Origin of the sequence: Rhodococcus sp. DMU2021, assembly GCF_019641445.1 — a bacterium.
Classification (GTDB): domain Bacteria; phylum Actinomycetota; class Actinomycetes; order Mycobacteriales; family Mycobacteriaceae; genus Rhodococcus; species Rhodococcus pyridinivorans.
Genome location: NZ_JAIFKB010000004.1, coordinates 337,551 through 353,686 on the forward strand (window position 1 = coordinate 337,551; position 16,136 = coordinate 353,686).

Below are 16,136 nucleotides of genomic sequence, written 5' to 3' on the forward strand. Positions count from 1 at the left end.
ACGGGGTTAGCGTCCGGACGAATCCAGTGAAAGGACCACGGCCGTGACGTCAGCACTCCGGGCGGCGATCGACCGCGCGCAGGACGCGGAACCCATCGGGGATCACGTGCGCTCACCCCTGCATGCGCTCGGCCGCCGGCAGTTGTCCCAGCTCGATCTGATCGGGCAGTCGCTGTCGACGATCGCTCCCGCAACCGGAATGGTGTTCATCGCCCTGTGGATGACCGTGAGCGCTCCGGGACTCGGGGGTGTGCTCACCATCGCCGCGACGACCGGCGTCGTCGTGCTGGTCGCATGGTGCATCACGCAGTTCACGCGACGCCTGGCCGCGGCGGGTTCGCTCTACAGTTTCGTCTTCCAGGGACTCGGTACGCGCGCGGCGCTCGTGACGGGCACGGCGCTCATCGTCGGATATCTCGGCATCTCGATCTCCGTGCTGGCCCAGGGAGCACGCACAGTATTGGATCTCGGTGAGCTTGTGGGACTGAATCTTCCGGGGACGGGACCGTGGCTGGTGACGGCGGCGGTGCTCGGTGGGGTCGTCGCCCTGATCGCGATCCGCGGCGTGCGGTTCGCGACCCGCGCGATCCTGCTCGTCGAAACGTGTTCGCTGGTACTGATCGTCGCGACGATGCTGGTCGCGCCGGCGGGCGGAACGACGACAAGCGAACTGCCGGTCTCACCGCTGAGCCTGCTGCCCTTCCTGGCGCTCATGACCGTCCTGTCCATGGCCGGATTCGAGAGCGCGGCGTTCTTCGGGCCCGAGGCCCGTCGGCCGCTCGTCACGGTCAGCCGGACGGTGCTGATCACCCCTCTCGTCGTCGGGGCGCTGTTCGTCTTCACGGCCGTCGCCTCGCTGACAGGGCGTGGATCGCTCATCATCGGAGCGTATTTCGACGGTGTCGACTCCGGTGCGTCGTGGGCGGTCGTGCTCGCCGTGAAGACGGGCATGGCGTGCTCGTGGTTCGCGTCGACACTCGGCTGCGCACAGGCAGGCTCGAGGCTCCTGTACTCGATGGGTGTCGAACGGGTGCTGCCGTCCGCTCTGGCCCGCGTACACGGCACCCTGCGCACCCCCTACCTCGCGGTGACGACGTTCGTCGCGGTGAGTGTCGCGGGTGCCGTCCTGTACACCCTGGTGGCGGAAGCGGATTCGTCCGTCTTCGACGGTGTCGTCGAGGTCGCGCTGGTCGCGGCGTACACGCTGGTCGCGGTGGCATCCCTGCGGTTCCTGCACCGCATCGGTGAGGACACCACGTGGACGCGGGTCGCGGCGGTGTTCGTCGCGTTGCTCGGTGGTGGTCTGCTGGTGGCCACGGCCGTCGACGGGGTCACGCACTCGCTGCTCGTCGTGCCGGTGGCGCTCGTCGCGCTCCTGGTGTCGGGACCCGTCTGGCGCGCGGTGCTGCGCCGGCTCCGCCCGCAGAGCCTCGCGACGATCGGAGCATTCGACACCGTCGAGACCTCGGATCTGCTGCCGGGTGCGGGGACACTGGTCCTCGACGAGCACGGGCGGCCGCGGATCGTCACGGGGGGCATACAGGAGGAGCGGATGTGACCGCCCACGTGCCGATCCGGTCCTCCGAGACTACTTTCGGAGGACGACAACCCCACGCCGTGCAGAAGGCGCTGGGGATGCTCGAGGCCGTCGCACAGCTCGGTCCCGGCACCACCGCCAAGGAGATCGCCGCGTTCGCCGGAGTGCCTCCCGCCACCGCCTACCGGATGCTGAACCTGCTCGTGGCGGACGGCTATCTCGTGCGTGTCCCCGACCTGTCGGGTTTCGCGCTCGGTCGTCGCACCGCCGAACTCGCCCAGGCCGCAGCGGAATCCACCCCGTCCGAGTCGCTCCACGACGTGATGGAGGACCTGCGGGGGTGCACGCGTTTCGGATTGCACGTCGCGTCCTTCGCCGGGAGCCGGCTCCGCTTCGTCGACCAGGATCCGGACCACGAGATCGTCGCCATCACCACGCTGTCGAAGTCGTTGCACGCCAATGCCATCGGCAAGCTGATGCTGGCACACGTGCCGGGGGCGGCTCCGGATGCCGAGTTTCGCCGGCTCACCGAGTTCACGATGTGCGAGCGCGAGTCGCTGGCGCGGGAGCTGCGCGACATCATCTCGTCCGGTTACGCGAAGGAGTGCCAGGAGACCCGGCTGGGCAGGGCGGCGCTGGCCGTCCCGATCCGCGACTCGTCGTCCTTCGTCGTCGGCGGCCTGTACCTGCACGGGTCGGCCGCGAAGGTGCAACCCGATCCCGATCTGGTGAGATTCCTCGTCGACGGCTCCGCCAGGCTCACAGGCCTGCTCTGAGCCGGATCAGTGCGTCCACCACGGGCGCGCCGAACATCGGCGGATCGTTGTGTTCGAGACCGTCGAGCTCGACCCGCTCGTGCAGCCATCGGGCGGCATCGGCGACTGCCGAGCTCTGGGCCGGCGGGACGATGCTGTCGGCGGTGCCGTAGACGACCGTGATCGGCACGTCGATGTGGCCGACGAGTTCGGCGACGGGGAACTCGTCCTTCAACAGTGCGGCGGGCACGAAGGGATAGTGGTGCCGGGCCACGGCGGCGAGATCGGTGAACGGCGAGCGCAGCAGCATCCCGGCGGGAGGTTCGTCGACGGCGAGCGCGGTGACCACGGCGCAGCCGAGGCTCTCCCCGAAGTACAGCACCCGGGCGGGGTCGACGTCGTCGCGTGAACGGAGATGCTCGAGGGCCGCGCGGGCGTCGGCGGCGAGACCCTCCTCGGTGGGGGCGCCGGGATTGCCGCCGTACCCGCGGTAGTCGAACAGGAGCGTCGAGAAACCCGCCGCGGCGAGGTCGGCGGCGGTGTCGACGCGGCCGAGTCGGTTGCCGCCGTTACCGGGAGCGAGGAGAACCGTGAAGCCGGCTCCGGGGCCGTCGGGAGCGCGACCGGGCACGAACCAGGCGTCGAGCGCGAGACCGTCGGAGGTGGTGAGCACGACGTCCTCCGCACCGGGCAGGACGGTCGCGGCGGACGGGGGATTGGAGCTGTCGGGCAGGTAGATCAGGCGTCGTTGCAGCGCCCACCCGGCGACGCCGACGAGCGCGACGACGAGCACCACGGCGAGAACGATCCGCATGGGTCCGGTCTAACGCATGTGCGCGTTCCCGGCAGCCGGAACTGCCGGAAACGCGCACGGAAGAGGCGGGGTTACCGGAGGAAGGGTTACCGCGGCGCCATGCGCAGCGCGCCATCCATGCGGATGGTCTCACCGTTGAGGTAGTCGTGCTCGACGATCATCTGCGCGAGCTGCGCGTACTCGGCGGGCTGGGCGAGCCGCGACGGGAACGGCACACCGGCCTCGAGGCCCTTGCGGTACTCCTCGGTGACACCGGCGAGCATCGGGGTGTCGACGATGCCGGGGGCGATGGTGTTGACGCGGATGCCGAACTGCGCGAGGTCGCGTGCGGCGGGAACGGTCATGCCGTGCACGCCACCCTTCGACGCGGAGTACGCGATCTGACCGATCTGGCCCTCGAACGCCGCCACCGAGGCGGTGTTGATGACGACGCCGCGCTGACCCGACTCGTCGACCGTCTCGGTCTTGGAGATCGCGTCGGCCGCGAGGCGCATGACGTTGAAGGTGCCGAGCAGGTTGACGGTGATGACCGTGCGGAACAGCTCGAGGTCGTGCGGGCCGTTCTTCGACAGGATGCGGCCGGCCCAGCCGACACCGGCGCAGTTGACGACGATGCGCAGCGGAACACCCGACTCGACGATGCGGTCGACGGCGGCCTGCACCTCGTCGCCGCTGGTCACGTCGGTGGCGAGGAGCGTGACACCCGCGGGTGCGGCATCGCCGACGCGGTCGATGGACTGCTGCAGGTCGAGGCCGAAGACGGTGGCTCCGGCGTCGGCGAGACGGCGTGCGGTTGCGGCGCCGAGACCGGATGCGGCGCCGGTCACCAGTGCGGCGGATCCCTGAATCTCCACTGTTCGTATCTCCTGTCCCGAGCCGAGGGCTGCGTGAACCCGACGGGTTCGGGCTCGTTGGCACCGAGTCCGACTCCGTCGGGTTCTCTCACAGAGCCCTACGGCGTGTGAGTGTCGTTCGTCACGAACCCTAACCGGTCACGGCCGCGGGTTCCGCGGGGGTCGCGGTCCGGCGGCGCAGTGCGACGACTCCCATCGCCGCGGCGACGAGACACGCGACGGCACCGAGCAGCAATCCGGCCCGGCCACCCCACTGCTCGCAGACCCATCCGGCGATGGGACCGCCGATGGCCGTGGAGCCGAGGAAGGCGACCGACCACAGGGCCATCACCCGTCCGCGCATCGTCGGCGCGGAGGCGAGTTGCAGCGAACTGTTGGTGGTGGACGTGAACGTCACGCTCAGTGCGCCCACGATCACCATGAGCACGATGAGCGTGGTCAGGTTCGGGGCCGCGGCGGCGACCGCCATGGCGATGCCGAACGCGAGGGAGGTGAGGATCAGCGGCCGGGTTCCGGTGCGACCCCAGGTGGCGACGGCGAGGCCCCCCACCACCGATCCGGCGCCCATCGCGGCGGTGAGGAAGCCGTAGGCCCCCGCACCGGCAGCGAAGGTGTGGTCGGCCAGGACCGGCAGAACCACCTGGAACTCGAAGGCCAGACATCCGACGAGCGCCATCATCGACAGCGGGACGGCCAGGTCGGGCGTGCTGCGGACGTAGGCGAAACCCTCACGCAGCTGTCCCTTCGCGCGGGCGGCGGCGGGGGAGCGCTGGAGCCGGGAGACGTCGAGTCGCAGCAAGGAGGTGACGACGGCGACGAAGCTCGCGGCGTTGAGCAGGAAGCACACGCCGAGTCCGCCCGCGGCGATGACCAGGCCGGCGACGGCCGGGCCGATCATGCGGGAGCACGAGGCGAGGACCGACTGCAGGCTCACGGCGTTCCGCAGATCCTCCGGACCGACCAGTTCGAGCATGAACGACTGTCGGGCGGGGTTCTCGAAGCACTGGTTGAGGCCGAGCGCGACCGCCAGGACGTAGACGTGCCACAGGGCGATCGTGTCGGTGACGACGAGCAGCCCCAGGATCAGGGCCTGCACACCCATGAGGGTCTGCAACCCGATCATGAGCCGGCGTTTGTCGGAGCGGTCGGCGACCACGCCGCCGTAGGGGCCGAGTAGCAGCATCGGCACGGTCTGCAGTGCGAGCACGATGCCGATGGCGGTCGCGGAGCCGGTGAGCTGCAGGACGAGCCACGACTGCGCGACCGTCTGCATCCACGTGCCGATGAGCGAGACGGCCTGGCCGCTGATGTAGAGGCGGAAGTTGGGGCCGCGCAGGGCGGCGAAGGTCTGTCCTCTGATGTCGGCGAGCATTGTCACGGGCGACCCCTCTCGGCGGAGGGGCGCGGTGAATCGGCGACGCGCTGCGAGAGTGCCTCGAGGGCGGGCAGTGCGTCGTGCAGAGCTTCGAGGTGCCGGTCGCTCAGTTCGGTGAGGTGACGGGCGAACAGGGCGGTGCGGCGGTCGCGCAGTTCCGCCGAGAGTGCGGCACCGGCGGGAGTGATGTGGACGCGGACGACACGCTTGTCGTCGGTGTCGGGGGACCGGGTGAGCAACCCGGCGTCTTCGAGTTTGCCCACCATGCGCGAACACATGGTGGGGTTGAGCCCTTCGATCTCCGCGAGGTCGCGGACTCCGATCGTCTCGTGGCGGGCGACGGTCGTGAGGAGGGTCGACTGCGAACGCGTCAGCCCTTCCTCCGAGGCGAACATGCCCATGCGGCGGGAGATCCGTCCGATCGCGATACGCAGACGATGGACGTCTTCCGCGTCGAACGGAGGAGTTTCGGATCGAGGGGTGCTGTCCGTGAGTTCAGACATGGAACCACCTCCGAATTTATTTGCCTATCGGCAAGCATACTCCTGTGCAGAGTGGAAAGACACTGTTCGGGACGGTGATCAGGGACGCATGAGCGCCGGGGCCTCGTCCTCCGTGATACGGCGGGCGCGCCGGCGGACGACCACCATCGCGGCGACGGACAGCAGCAGGGCCACCGCGCCGGCGATCGGTCCGACGACGCCGGTCGCCGGGAACAGGCCGTCGCCGAGCATCCACGCGCCGAAGCCGAAGAACAGGGCGGAAGCACCGTAGCGAATGGCGTTGTCGGGAAGATGCCGGCCGAACACGGCACCGATGACGATGGCCAGCGCGTCGGCGGCGACCATGCCGACGGTGGACCCGATCCACACCCCGGCCCAGTTGTTGTCGGTCGCGAGCGTGATGGTCGCGAGCATCGTCTTGTCGCCGAGTTCGGCGAGGAAGAACGCCGAGGTCACGGCGAGGAAGGCGGAGCGCGCGACGCGTCCGGCCTTGGATTGCTCGTCGTCGTCGAGGGAGTCGCCGCGCAGCGTCCACGCGCCGAAGATCAGGAAGGCGATGCCGCCGACGATGGAGATGGCGGTCGCGGGGATCGCGACACCCAGATAGTGCCCGACAGCCACTGACACGAGGTGCACCGCGGTGGTCGCGAACAGGATCCCCGACAGGACGACCCACCAGCGATACCGCAGGGCGAAGGTCATCGCCATGAGCTGGGATTTGTCGCCGAGTTCGGCGACGAAGACGACTGCGAAGGACAAGACGAGCGCGGACCACATATGCGTTTCCTCCTTTCGTATGGAGGAAACGGGGCTTCCTCCGGACGCCGGACGCACGGTGCGACCAGCGGCCGAAGGTCTCGCCCACCGGAGGATGATCCGGTCCGCGGGGCCGGGCAGTGCCGTTGTCGGGCGCCGCCAGTATGTCGACCCTGCGATTGGGGGCTACTCCCCTTCGCCGACGACAACGTTAGCCCGGCGAACCGAATTCTGTAAAGGCAATGCTAACTTTCGGAGAACCGAACTCTCGTTTTCAGGGCGCCCTCACGAAGCGAGCAGCATGGCCAGAATCGCGGTGTCGGGGTCGTTGCCCGGATCCACTCCCACCTTGCTGACCAGTGCCGTCACCGTGCCGTCCGGTTCGGCCTCGACCCACGCGGCGCGATGCTCGAGCCCGAGATGTGGGATCCCGGGGAGCAGCACGCAGCCCGAGGCGGCGCCGGCGTTCTCCGGCAGTGACGGCGTCGTCTCCGACGGCGGATGCAGCATGATCAGTGCCGGCGGCTGATGCTCGGCGAACCGTCCGGGCTGCACGGCACGCTCGCCGAGCACCGGACCTTCGGCGACCACGAGGCCCACGGTTCCGGGCTCGGGGTCGTCGGGCAGTTCTTCTTTGACCCCGAACACCGTCGAGGTGGGCAGCAGTCCCGGCAGCGACGCGATCCGCACCGTCATCGCCAGCACCTGGGCCCATTCGCGGGTGGTCGCGGGCCATCTGCCCGAGACGACGAAACCTCGAAGCGACCCGGCGGACTGGAATGCGGACAGCTCGATGCGGCTGTGTTCCTCGGCGTTCATCCCACTCCTCCCTCTCGGTCGGTAAGGGGAGAATGCCCGTTTTCTTCGTTGGCACACAAGAGGTGTCGAGTGCCAGCACTGCCGCTACACCTCTTGCTATCCGCCTCGGCAATTGCTGCGGCGGATAGCGAGTCCTGTAGCGGATAGGAAAGACCAGGCCCGGAGACGACGAAGGGCGCCGGTGTCCCGGCGCCCTCGCTGTCGGTCTCGCGACCTGTATGCCCGATCCGTACTAGACGATCAGGCCCGAGGTGGCGGTGCGAGCGCGCTCGAAGCGAGCCTGCACGTCCGCCCAGTTGACGATGTTCCAGAAGGCCTTGACGTAGTCGGCCTTGACGTTCTGGTACTGCAGGTAGAAGGCGTGCTCCCACATGTCGAGCATGAGCAGCGGGGTCAGGCCGATCGGGATGTTGCCCTGCTGGTCGTACAGCTGGACGATGATCAGACGCTGTCCGATCGAATCCCACGCGAGGATCGACCAGCCGGAGCCCTGGATGGAGTTCGCGTTCGCGGAGAAGTGATCGCGGAACTTGTCGAACGAACCGAAGGCGTCATCGATCGCAGCAGCGAGCTCACCCTCGGGCTTGTCGCCACCCTCGGGGGAGAGGTTGTTCCAGAAGACGGAGTGGTTGGTGTGACCACCCAGGTGGAAGGCGAGGTCCTTCTCGAGCTTGGTCGCCTGGGCCGCCATGGTGCCGTTCTCGCGGGCCTCGGCCAGCTTCTCGAGAGCGGTGTTCGCACCGGCGACGTAGGTGGCGTGGTGCTTCGAATGGTGCAGCTCCATGATCTTCGCCGAGATGTGCGGCTCGAGCGCTGCGTAGTCGTAGGGCAAGTCCGGAAGTGTGTATTCAGCCACGAAGGGTCCCTTCTTCACCGGGCCGTCCGGCCCGTGCAGTTATTCCGTACCTTCTCGGGTTTCCACCCAAGTCCATAACTACACCGTCCGCAACATTCCCCGTAATGCGGACACGATCGGACCGCGACTGTGTCGGAGAGCACCCGGAACGGCCCACGCGTCCGGAAAATAGCTCTCACCAGCGCAAACAGTCGGATATCGGGACCATCGGCAACGGCTGCGTGAACGGGACCTTAACATTGGCGCGTGTTTCGGCCCTTCCTGAACGAACCGACACGCGGGGCCGATGCACCGCGTGTGGATCTGCCGGGCGTCGATGTCGTCCGGTTCGTCGCGGTCGCGGCCGTGCTCTACTCCCACATCGCCTTCTACCTGATCGACGACCTCGGGACGGGCTGGTGGGGCATCGACCTCACCTACGAGGTACTCGTCAAGGGCGCCGGCCTCAACCAGCACCTGTCGTCCGTCGGGGTGACGGCGTTCATGATGCTCACGGGCATGCTCGTCACCCGGTCCGCGATCCGGCAGGACCGCCGGAAGTTCCTCATCGCCCGGGCCGCGCGGCTCCTGCCGGCCTTCTGGGTGGCGATCCTCGCCGCGGTCGTGCTCGTGTGGCTCGGCATCAACGGCACCTTCAGCGGCCACACCACGGTGTCGGTCTCCGAGGCGTTCCTGTCCTTCTTCCTGGCTGCGTTCTTCCTGAAACCACAGGTGATCGTGCTCGGCGTGGTGTGGACGCTCGCCGCACAGATCTCGTTCTACCTGTGGTGCGTGGCGGGACGGTCGCTGCTGCGGACGGCGCCGGTGGCGGTGCCGATGCTCGGCGCCGTGCTGTGCATGCTGGTGCTCCTCTACAACCTGTACGTGCCCGAGCCGTACACGGTGCCGTTCCTGTCGAAGATCGCGTCGACGCTGCCGACCTTGTTCCTGGGGCAGATCGTGTACTTCGGCTGGGCCGGCCTGATTTCGCTGCGCGCCCTGCTGGCGGCGATGTTCGCGCAGATCGCGGTGATCGTGATGGCCACGGACATCAACGTCTACTGGTCGGGCAGCCGCTATCTGTGGACGGTGACGGTGGTCTTCGCGGCGATCGTGCTGGTCGCGCGGTACGACGGGCGCCTCGCGCGCTCGACCGTCGTCTCCTGGGTCGCGACCCGCAGCTACTGCATCTACCTGACCCACACCCTCGTGATGTACCGGATCTACGAGAACACCGTGGGCATCGTCGGCACGACCGCGGCGATCGTGCTGCTGCTGATCGGCTGCGGTCTCGTCGCCGAGGTGCTGTACCGCAGCGTCGAGGTTCCGGCTGCGCATTGGATCAAGAGCCGCTGGCTCGCGCCGAAGCAGGTCGCTTCCGACGAACGGACTGTCGCTCCGACCCGCGCGTAGCATCGGGTCATGTCCTGGTTCGACGAGATCCTCGCCCGTGCAGGTTCGAAGTCGCAGATGGTGACGCGCGAGGACGCGCTCCCCGGTCGCGCCGAACCGCTGCCCGTCCCCGAGACCCACTACGTCAACGGCAACCGCATCGTTCCCCCCTTCCCCGAGGGCCTGCAGGCCGCAGTCGTCGGCATGGGTTGCTTCTGGGGCGCCGAGAAGGAGTTCTGGCAGCTCGACGGCGTCTACTCGACCGCGGTCGGCTATTCCGGCGGCTACACCCCCAACCCCACCTACGAGGAGGTGTGTTCCGGCCGGACCGGGCACACCGAGGTGGTGCTCGTCGTCTTCGACCCGAAGGTGATCGGCTACGAACACATCCTGCAGCAGTTCTGGGAGAACCACGACCCCACCCAGGGCATGCGGCAGGGCAACGACCACGGCACCCAGTACCGCTCGGCGATCTACACCCACGACGAGACGCAGATCGAGGTCGCCGAGGCCACGGCCGAAGCGTTCGGCAAGCGACTGGCCGACGCCGGATACGGGCAGATCACCACGGAGATCGCCCCGCTCACGCAGTTCTACTACGCGGAGGACTACCACCAGCAGTACCTCGCGAAGAATCCCAACGGCTACTGCCCCGTCCACGCCACCGGCGTGAGTTGCCCGGTGGGCCTCGGCGCCTGAGAGAGCGTCGGGCCTCAGGGTTCGACGGTGTCGCGCACCACATCTCCGCTCGCAGTGCGAGTGTGAGATGCGTTGGCGTTCCTTGAACTTCCCCGAAGGCGGACGCATTCTGGAAGAAGGGATCATTCCAGAGGGGGAAAGGGACGGCTTGCCGACATGACGACCAGAGCGGGGTATCTGCGGCGTACACGGCGAAGTCTGCGCAGGCGGGATCCGCTCGTGCGTCGCACCGACAAGCTCGAGGCGCGCTGCTTCACCCTCATGATCGCCGTGATGGCGATCCTGATCCCCGTCGCGGTGTGGGTGTCCGCCACCATGTGGAGCTCCCAGCTCGAACTCTCCGAGAAGCAGAATGCCGAACGTGTCAGCGTCACGGCCGTCCTCGACGCCGATGCCCTGAGCGACTCCTCCGGATGGGGCGAGACCGTGAAGATCTCCTCGGCCCCCGCGACCTGGGGTTGGGGCGACGAGACGCGTCACGCGCTCGTCCAGGTGGACAGTCTCGCGACCGCGGGCAGCGAGGTGCAGGTCTGGGTTGAGGGGAGCACCGGCGAATACACGCAGCCCCCGCTGACCACCTCCGCCGCGAAGTTCACCGCCGTGCTGTCCGGGGTGTGGTTGTGGACGTTCTCCGCCGCCGCCGCGGCCGGGCTGTTCGCCCTCGCGCACTGGCGTCTCGAGGTGCGGCGCAGCCGCGAGTGGAGCCGGGACATCGAAGCGTTCCTCGGCTCCACCAGCAGCCACTGACCCGGCTAGGACTGCAAGCACCGCCTGCGCGTCAGAGATCCGCGACGGCGGGCATGACCTCGTTCGCCACCAGTTCGAGGTGCTCGAGATCGGCGAGATCGAGGACCTGCAGGTAGATGCGCTGCGTCCCGGCCTCGGCGAAGGTGCGGATCTTCTCGATCAACTCCTGCGGCGTGCCCGCGAGTCCGTTCTCCCGCAGTTCGTCGACCTCACGGCCGATCCGTGCCGCGCGACGCGCGATCTCGTCCTCGTCCCGGCCGCAGCACAGCACGAGTGCGTTCGAGTAGGTCAGTTCCTCGGGGTCGCGTCCAGCATCCCGGCAGGCCGAGCGCACCCGCTCGAACAGGACCTTCGTCTCGTCCAGCGACTTGAACGGCACGTTGAACTCGTCGGCGTAGCGCGCCGCCAGTGCCGGCGTGCGCTTCTTGCCTGCGCCGCCCATGACGATCGGTGGGTGGGGACGCTGGTACGGCTTCGGCAGCGCCGGGGAGTTCTCGATCCGCACGTGCTCGCCCTCGTACGAGAACGTCTCGCCCTCGGGGGTGTCCCACAGGCCGGTGATGACCGCGAGGGACTCCTCGAAGCGGTCGAACCGCTCCTTCAGCGTGGGGAAGGGGATGCCGTAGGCGAGGTGCTCCTCCTCGAACCAGCCGGCTCCGAATCCGAAGTCGACGCGTCCGCCGCTCATGGCGTCGACCTGCGCGACGGAGATTGCGAGCGGGCCGGGGTACCGGAAGGTCGCCGAGGTGACGAGCGTGCCGAGGCGGATCGTCGACGTGTCGCGGGCGAGACCGGCCAGCGTGATCCATGCGTCCGTCGGTCCGGGCAGACCCTCGGCGTTCATGGCCAGGTAGTGGTCGGAGCGGAAGAACGCGCCGTAGCCGAGTCGTTCCGCGGTCTGTGCGACGGCGAGGAGGTCGTCGTAGGTGGCGCCCTGCTGGGGTTCGGTGAAGATGCGTAATTCCATGACCCGATCATTTCAGCGACGGACCCGGCGCGCGCCATCGGCGGGCGCTTGTCCACTGTGAGATGTCTCGAGTGTGATTCCCCATGCGTGGATAGGCCTGTTGATGAACCTGTGGAAACTGTGGATAACTCCAGCGGATGGGGTTGATGGGGAGTGTTGTGGAAGACCTACCTGCCCCACCTGCGGAACAGTATCGGTACGACCACACCCACATCCGTTCACGCCGCGTGCCACTATTGAGACGTGAGCTTTTCCGACGTGCCCACCGTGTCGGTCGACCTGGTACCCGAACTCGGCGACGAGGTCGTCCTCCTCGACGTCCGCGAGGACGACGAATGGGAACTCGGACACGCCCCCGGCGCGCTGCACATTCCGCTCGCCGACGTGCCCGCCCACATCGAGGAACTCGACCCCGACGCCGAGATCTACGTGATCTGCAGGCAGGGCGGCCGCTCCCTCGGAGCGGTCGAGTACCTGGCCCGCATCGGGTACGAGACCTTCCAGGTCGCGGGCGGCATGGTGGCGTGGCAGAAGCACGGACTCCCGCTCGTCTCCGAGCGCGACGAACCGGCAAAGATCTATTGATGTCGGCCTATCAGATCTGTGTGCGCTGTGAGAATCGCTGGTCGGTGACATATCAGCCGCGGCAGTGGTGCCCGGCCTGCCGCGGTGTGCTGCTCTCACCCGTCGCCCCCGACGGGACGGTTCCTCCGTCGCGCCGTAACTTCCGCTGGGTCGCGCGACCCGCGGGTGGTGCTCCGACGACCGAACCGACGTCGCCTGCGCACGGGTGTCCGGCTCCCGAGACCCCGTCCTATCGTGAGATGCCCCGCTGGGGACTGCTCGATCCGCTCCCGGACGAGGCCGTCGAACCCGATCGCGCCGAGACCGCCGCCGACCTCGCGCCGACGCTGCTCGTCGGCACCGCCGTCGTCTTCGGTCTCGCGGCGGTCGCCGAGGCCGTCCGGTACGGAGTGTTGCTGTACAACCGCACCCGTCTCGTCGACCCGCTCGTGCTCGCGTTGTCGGATGCCGCGGTGTGGGCGACCCAGGTGGTCGGGCCGGTCGTGGCGCTGGCCGCGGCGGTCGCATCCGGATTGCGGTTGATCGACCTGCGCCGGCGCATCTACGCCGAGCGTGGTCTCGCCGAGTCGCGGTCGCCGCTGTCCATCCTCGCGGGGCTGGTCGTTCCGGGCCTCAACCTCGCGATGCCCGGTGTCTTCCTCACCGAGATCGCCGACCGCGACCCGCGGTTGCTCCGCGCGATCCGCACCTGGTGGGTGCTGTGGGTGGTCAACGGTGTGCTCATGGTGGCGCTGCTCGCGTGGCGTCAGCGCGACACCCTGCAGGCCCGCGCCGACGGCGTCCTGCTCACCGCCGTCCTCGCGGCGCTCGGGACGGTCGTCGCGCTGTCGACCCTGCACGTCCTGCGCCTGTTCGACGACGCCGACCTGTGGGGACGGCCGCTGCGCCGTCGCCGCTTCACCCACGCGGCAGGTCCGGCCTCGTCGCCGATCGCGCCCATCGTCCCCGCCGCCGTGCGCGAGCAGGAACAGGCCCGCGAAGAACAGGACGACGCTCCGGAATCGGCCGGAGAACGAGCGGACGACGAGGAGCGCGTTGAGGCGGTGGCGCCGTGACCCGCAGCGCGCATCCCCGGGTCGTCGCGCATCGCGGTGCGTCCGCCGCCCTCCCGGAACACACGATCGGCGCCTACGAGCTCGCGTTGAAGGAAGGTGCCGACGGCGTCGAATGCGACGTGCGGCTCACCCGCGACGGTCACCTCGTGTGCGTGCACGACCGCACGATCGACCGCACCTCGAACGGCACAGGTGTCGTCAGCGAGATGACCCTCGACGAGCTCGCGCAGTACGACTACGGACGCCCCGGCGAGCCCGCCGACCTGCTCACGCTGCGGCAACTGCTCGAACTCGTCATGGACTTCACGAGTGTCCCGGTGAAGGTCTTCGTCGAGACCAAGCATCCCGTCCGCTACGGCGGTCTCGTGGAGAGCAAACTGCTCGCCGAACTGGCCCGCTTCGGTCTCGCGACCCCGGCATCGGCCGATTTCTCCCGGGTGGTGGTGATGTCGTTCGCGGCGGGGGCCGTCTGGCGCATCCGCCGGGCCGCGCCGCTGCTGCCCACCGTGTTGCTGGGGGAGACCTCGCGCTACCTGCGCGGCAGTGCCGCGACCACCGTCGGCGCGACCGCTGTCGGTCCCTCGATCGCGACGCTGCGCGAGCACCGCGATCTCGTCGACCGGGCTGCGCTGTCGGGCCGGGCCACCTACTGCTGGACCGTCGACGACCCCGCCGACGTCGAACTGTGCCGCGAGCTGGGCGTCGAGTGGGTCGCCACCAACCATCCCGGGCGCACCAAGCTGCAGCTCGACGCCGCCTTCGATCGGTGAGCACCCTCACCCGGTCCCGCGACCTCGACATCGCGACACGGGTCGCCGTGTAGTTTGACGCCGTGGCCAAGAAGAGCAAGAGAAACAGCGGACCCAAGCCCGGCAGCAACCGCGCCGCGAAGCTCGAGCAGCGCCGACTCGAGCGGGAAACAGCGGCCGCCGCGACGTCCCGGCCCTTCGAAGGACTCGCCTTCGAATGCGATCTCGTGGCACTGCGCGAGTTCGTGCCGTCGGCCCTCGCGGAGCTGCCCGCGGCCGAGGACGGCCGTCGCGTCGTGGGTGCGACCATCCTCCCCGGCGGGGTAGCGGCCCTGGTCCGCGAGGAGAACGGTGAGCCGGTCGCGTACGTCGGCCTGCAGCTCGCCACCGGCTTCGGCCCGGACCCGGCGGGTGAACTGGCCGCGGCCCTGTACTGGGCGCACACGGCCGAGCCGGGCTCGTCGCTGCAGGTCGCGAGTGTCGACGACGACACCCCGCCGTTGGCCGAGCTGATCGACCCGGCAGCCGTGCCGGCGATCACCGTCCACAACGACTTCGACTGGTGGATCCCGGCCGGTGTCGAACCGAGCGCCGAGATCGCGCACACCGTCAAGCACGCGAACGAAGCCGTGCTGCCGTCCGCGCGTCTCGAAGGCGACGGTCTCCGCGGCGCGTGGTGGGTCGATCCGGGCGAGAAGGCGCACCTGCGCTGGGTGCGCCCCGAGGACGAGGACGCGCTGATGGCGGCGCTGTCGCGCGTGCACGCGGCGGGCGGTCTGCACCTCGGTGAGGGATCGCGGTTCGCTGGTTCGTTCCGCACCCACGGTCTGCTGGTGCCGGTCTTCGACCTCGACCGCGAGAAGCACCCCGACGAATGGGTCACCCCGACCATCGAGTTCGGGCAGCGCCTCGACGAGGCCCTCGCCGTGGACGAACCGCTCACCGCCGCCGAGCGCCGGTCGCGCGACGGCCTGCGCAGCCGCCAGGTCACCCTGCGCTGACCCGCTCACGACAGCACGAAGGCCACCTCCTGCGGGAGGTGGCCTTCGTCGTTCCGGGTGGGCTGTCCCCGGATGGAGGAACGATCAGATGGCACCGCCGGCGGCGAGCGGGGCGTTGCCGCGCGGCTCGCGCACCTTCGAGTTGAGCTCGCGGGCCACGAAGTCCTCGAGGTTGAAGAGGTTGGAACCGGCACGGTCGGCCACGGTCAACAGGGTCGTCATCGTCGCAACCTCCTCGACCTGTTCCTGCAGGAACCACTGCATGAACTGCTCGCCGAGGTAGTCGCCCTCGTCGCGCGCGGTGCGGGCGAGCTCGACGATCTGGTCGGTGACCTTCTTCTCCTGGGCGAGGGCCAGCGCGATCGGCTCGCGGGCATCCTCGAACATCGACTGCACCGCGTCGACGCCGGTGAGGTCGACGGCCATGTCGCGGTCCAGGAAGTACTGGACGATCATCATGGCGTGGTTGCGCTCCTCGACGGCCTGCGCGTAGAAGTGCTTCGCCAGCTGCGGGAGATCGGTGTTGTCGTAGAAGACCGCGATGGCGATGTACTGATGCGACGCCGTGAACTCGTGGCGGATCTGGTCGTGCAGCAGCGTGTGGAACTTGGTCTTGGTCATGTCGCCCATCGTCGTCATGATCACGACGTTAGTGCAGGTCAACGCGCTTTTCATCCAAGCCTTGGCTACCCT

18 protein-coding genes are annotated in these 16,136 nt (G+C 68.5%); 9 read left to right on the plus strand and 9 right to left on the minus strand.

The features are described 5' to 3' along the window. Positions 1-43 precede the first annotated feature (43 nt). Both K3M35_RS09940 and K3M35_RS09945 read left to right on the plus strand, forming a co-directional pair. On the plus strand, positions 44-1,558 hold the full coding sequence (locus tag K3M35_RS09940) for an APC family permease (protein ID WP_220666355.1): 1,515 nt from the start codon (positions 44-46) through the stop codon (positions 1,556-1,558). Continuing rightward, positions 1,555-2,313 carry an IclR family transcriptional regulator gene (locus K3M35_RS09945; protein ID WP_006553387.1) on the plus strand — a complete coding sequence of 253 codons (759 nt, stop codon included), beginning with the start codon at positions 1,555-1,557 and terminating at the stop codon, positions 2,311-2,313. Before K3M35_RS09940 ends, K3M35_RS09945 begins: the two co-directional genes overlap by 4 nt. On the opposite strand, the gene K3M35_RS09950 is transcribed toward K3M35_RS09945, so the two are convergent. From K3M35_RS09950 to K3M35_RS09980, 7 genes are all read right to left on the minus strand, one after another. Further along, positions 2,297-3,106, minus strand: a complete 810-nt coding sequence (locus K3M35_RS09950) for an alpha/beta hydrolase (protein ID WP_220666356.1) — start codon at positions 3,104-3,106, stop codon at positions 2,297-2,299. The two genes, K3M35_RS09945 and K3M35_RS09950, sit on opposite strands and share 17 nt — an antisense overlap. An 86-nt stretch (positions 3,107-3,192) precedes the next feature. Continuing rightward, positions 3,193-3,960 carry an SDR family NAD(P)-dependent oxidoreductase gene (locus tag K3M35_RS09955; RefSeq protein ID WP_006553390.1) on the minus strand — a complete coding sequence of 256 codons (768 nt, stop codon included), beginning with the start codon at positions 3,958-3,960 and terminating at the stop codon, positions 3,193-3,195. Positions 3,961-4,090: 130 nt separating this feature from the next. After that, complete coding sequence (locus tag K3M35_RS09960) at positions 4,091-5,338, minus strand: MFS transporter (RefSeq protein ID WP_170318542.1); 1,248 nt, start codon at positions 5,336-5,338, stop codon at positions 4,091-4,093. Then, positions 5,335-5,838 carry a MarR family winged helix-turn-helix transcriptional regulator gene (locus tag K3M35_RS09965; RefSeq protein ID WP_006553392.1) on the minus strand — a complete coding sequence of 168 codons (504 nt, stop codon included), beginning with the start codon at positions 5,836-5,838 and terminating at the stop codon, positions 5,335-5,337. Before K3M35_RS09965 ends, K3M35_RS09960 begins: the two co-directional genes overlap by 4 nt. 78 nt (positions 5,839-5,916) lie before the next feature. Continuing rightward, positions 5,917-6,615, minus strand: coding sequence for a TMEM165/GDT1 family protein (locus tag K3M35_RS09970; RefSeq protein WP_064256871.1), 699 nt, complete (start codon positions 6,613-6,615; stop codon positions 5,917-5,919). A gap of 264 nt (positions 6,616-6,879) precedes the next feature. After that, entirely contained in the window at positions 6,880-7,413 is a 534-nt protein-coding gene (locus tag K3M35_RS09975) for a hypothetical protein (RefSeq protein WP_024102643.1), read from the minus strand. 232 nt (positions 7,414-7,645) lie between these two features. Then, positions 7,646-8,269 carry a superoxide dismutase gene (locus K3M35_RS09980; protein ID WP_006553395.1) on the minus strand — a complete coding sequence of 208 codons (624 nt, stop codon included), beginning with the start codon at positions 8,267-8,269 and terminating at the stop codon, positions 7,646-7,648. A 297-nt stretch (positions 8,270-8,566) separates the two neighbouring features. Between K3M35_RS09980 and K3M35_RS09985 the strand changes: the two genes are divergently transcribed. From K3M35_RS09985 to K3M35_RS09995, 3 genes are all read left to right on the plus strand, one after another. Continuing rightward, positions 8,567-9,661 carry an acyltransferase gene (locus tag K3M35_RS09985; protein WP_033097862.1) on the plus strand — a complete coding sequence of 365 codons (1,095 nt, stop codon included), beginning with the start codon at positions 8,567-8,569 and terminating at the stop codon, positions 9,659-9,661. Between the two features lie 9 nt (positions 9,662-9,670). Beyond that, positions 9,671-10,339: a peptide-methionine (S)-S-oxide reductase MsrA gene (gene msrA, locus K3M35_RS09990; RefSeq protein WP_006553397.1), complete on the plus strand. Its 669-nt coding sequence runs from the start codon at positions 9,671-9,673 to the stop codon at positions 10,337-10,339. 219 nt (positions 10,340-10,558) lie between these two features. Beyond that, positions 10,559-11,086: a hypothetical protein gene (locus tag K3M35_RS09995; RefSeq protein WP_024102646.1), complete on the plus strand. Its 528-nt coding sequence runs from the start codon at positions 10,559-10,561 to the stop codon at positions 11,084-11,086. 31 nt (positions 11,087-11,117) lie between these two features. Here K3M35_RS09995 and K3M35_RS10000 read toward each other — a convergent pair whose 3' ends face one another. Then, the gene (locus K3M35_RS10000) at positions 11,118-12,053 is read right to left on the minus strand and encodes an LLM class F420-dependent oxidoreductase (protein WP_006553399.1); all 936 of its coding nucleotides are present in this window, start codon (positions 12,051-12,053) and stop codon (positions 11,118-11,120) included. A gap of 258 nt (positions 12,054-12,311) precedes the next feature. On the opposite strand from K3M35_RS10000, the gene K3M35_RS10005 reads away from it, so the two are divergent. The 4 genes from K3M35_RS10005 to K3M35_RS10020 all read left to right on the plus strand — a co-directional run bounded on the left by K3M35_RS10005 (position 12,312) and on the right by K3M35_RS10020 (position 15,443). Then, positions 12,312-12,638 (plus strand): rhodanese-like domain-containing protein, encoded by a 327-nt coding sequence (locus tag K3M35_RS10005; protein ID WP_006553400.1) that lies wholly within the window; start codon positions 12,312-12,314, stop codon positions 12,636-12,638. Then, positions 12,638-13,693 (plus strand): DUF4328 domain-containing protein, encoded by a 1,056-nt coding sequence (locus K3M35_RS10010; protein ID WP_064060565.1) that lies wholly within the window; start codon positions 12,638-12,640, stop codon positions 13,691-13,693. The genes K3M35_RS10005 and K3M35_RS10010 overlap by 1 nt, the downstream gene beginning before the upstream one ends. Then, on the plus strand, positions 13,690-14,463 hold the full coding sequence (locus K3M35_RS10015; protein WP_016694581.1) for a glycerophosphodiester phosphodiesterase: 774 nt from the start codon (positions 13,690-13,692) through the stop codon (positions 14,461-14,463). Before K3M35_RS10010 ends, K3M35_RS10015 begins: the two co-directional genes overlap by 4 nt. Before the next feature lie 62 nt (positions 14,464-14,525). Next, positions 14,526-15,443 carry a DUF5926 family protein gene (locus K3M35_RS10020; RefSeq protein WP_006553403.1) on the plus strand — a complete coding sequence of 306 codons (918 nt, stop codon included), beginning with the start codon at positions 14,526-14,528 and terminating at the stop codon, positions 15,441-15,443. Between the two features lie 84 nt (positions 15,444-15,527). Here K3M35_RS10020 and K3M35_RS10025 read toward each other — a convergent pair whose 3' ends face one another. Further along, positions 15,528-16,073 (minus strand): ferritin, encoded by a 546-nt coding sequence (locus tag K3M35_RS10025; protein WP_229568520.1) that lies wholly within the window; start codon positions 16,071-16,073, stop codon positions 15,528-15,530. Between the last annotated feature and the right edge of the window lie 63 nt (positions 16,074-16,136).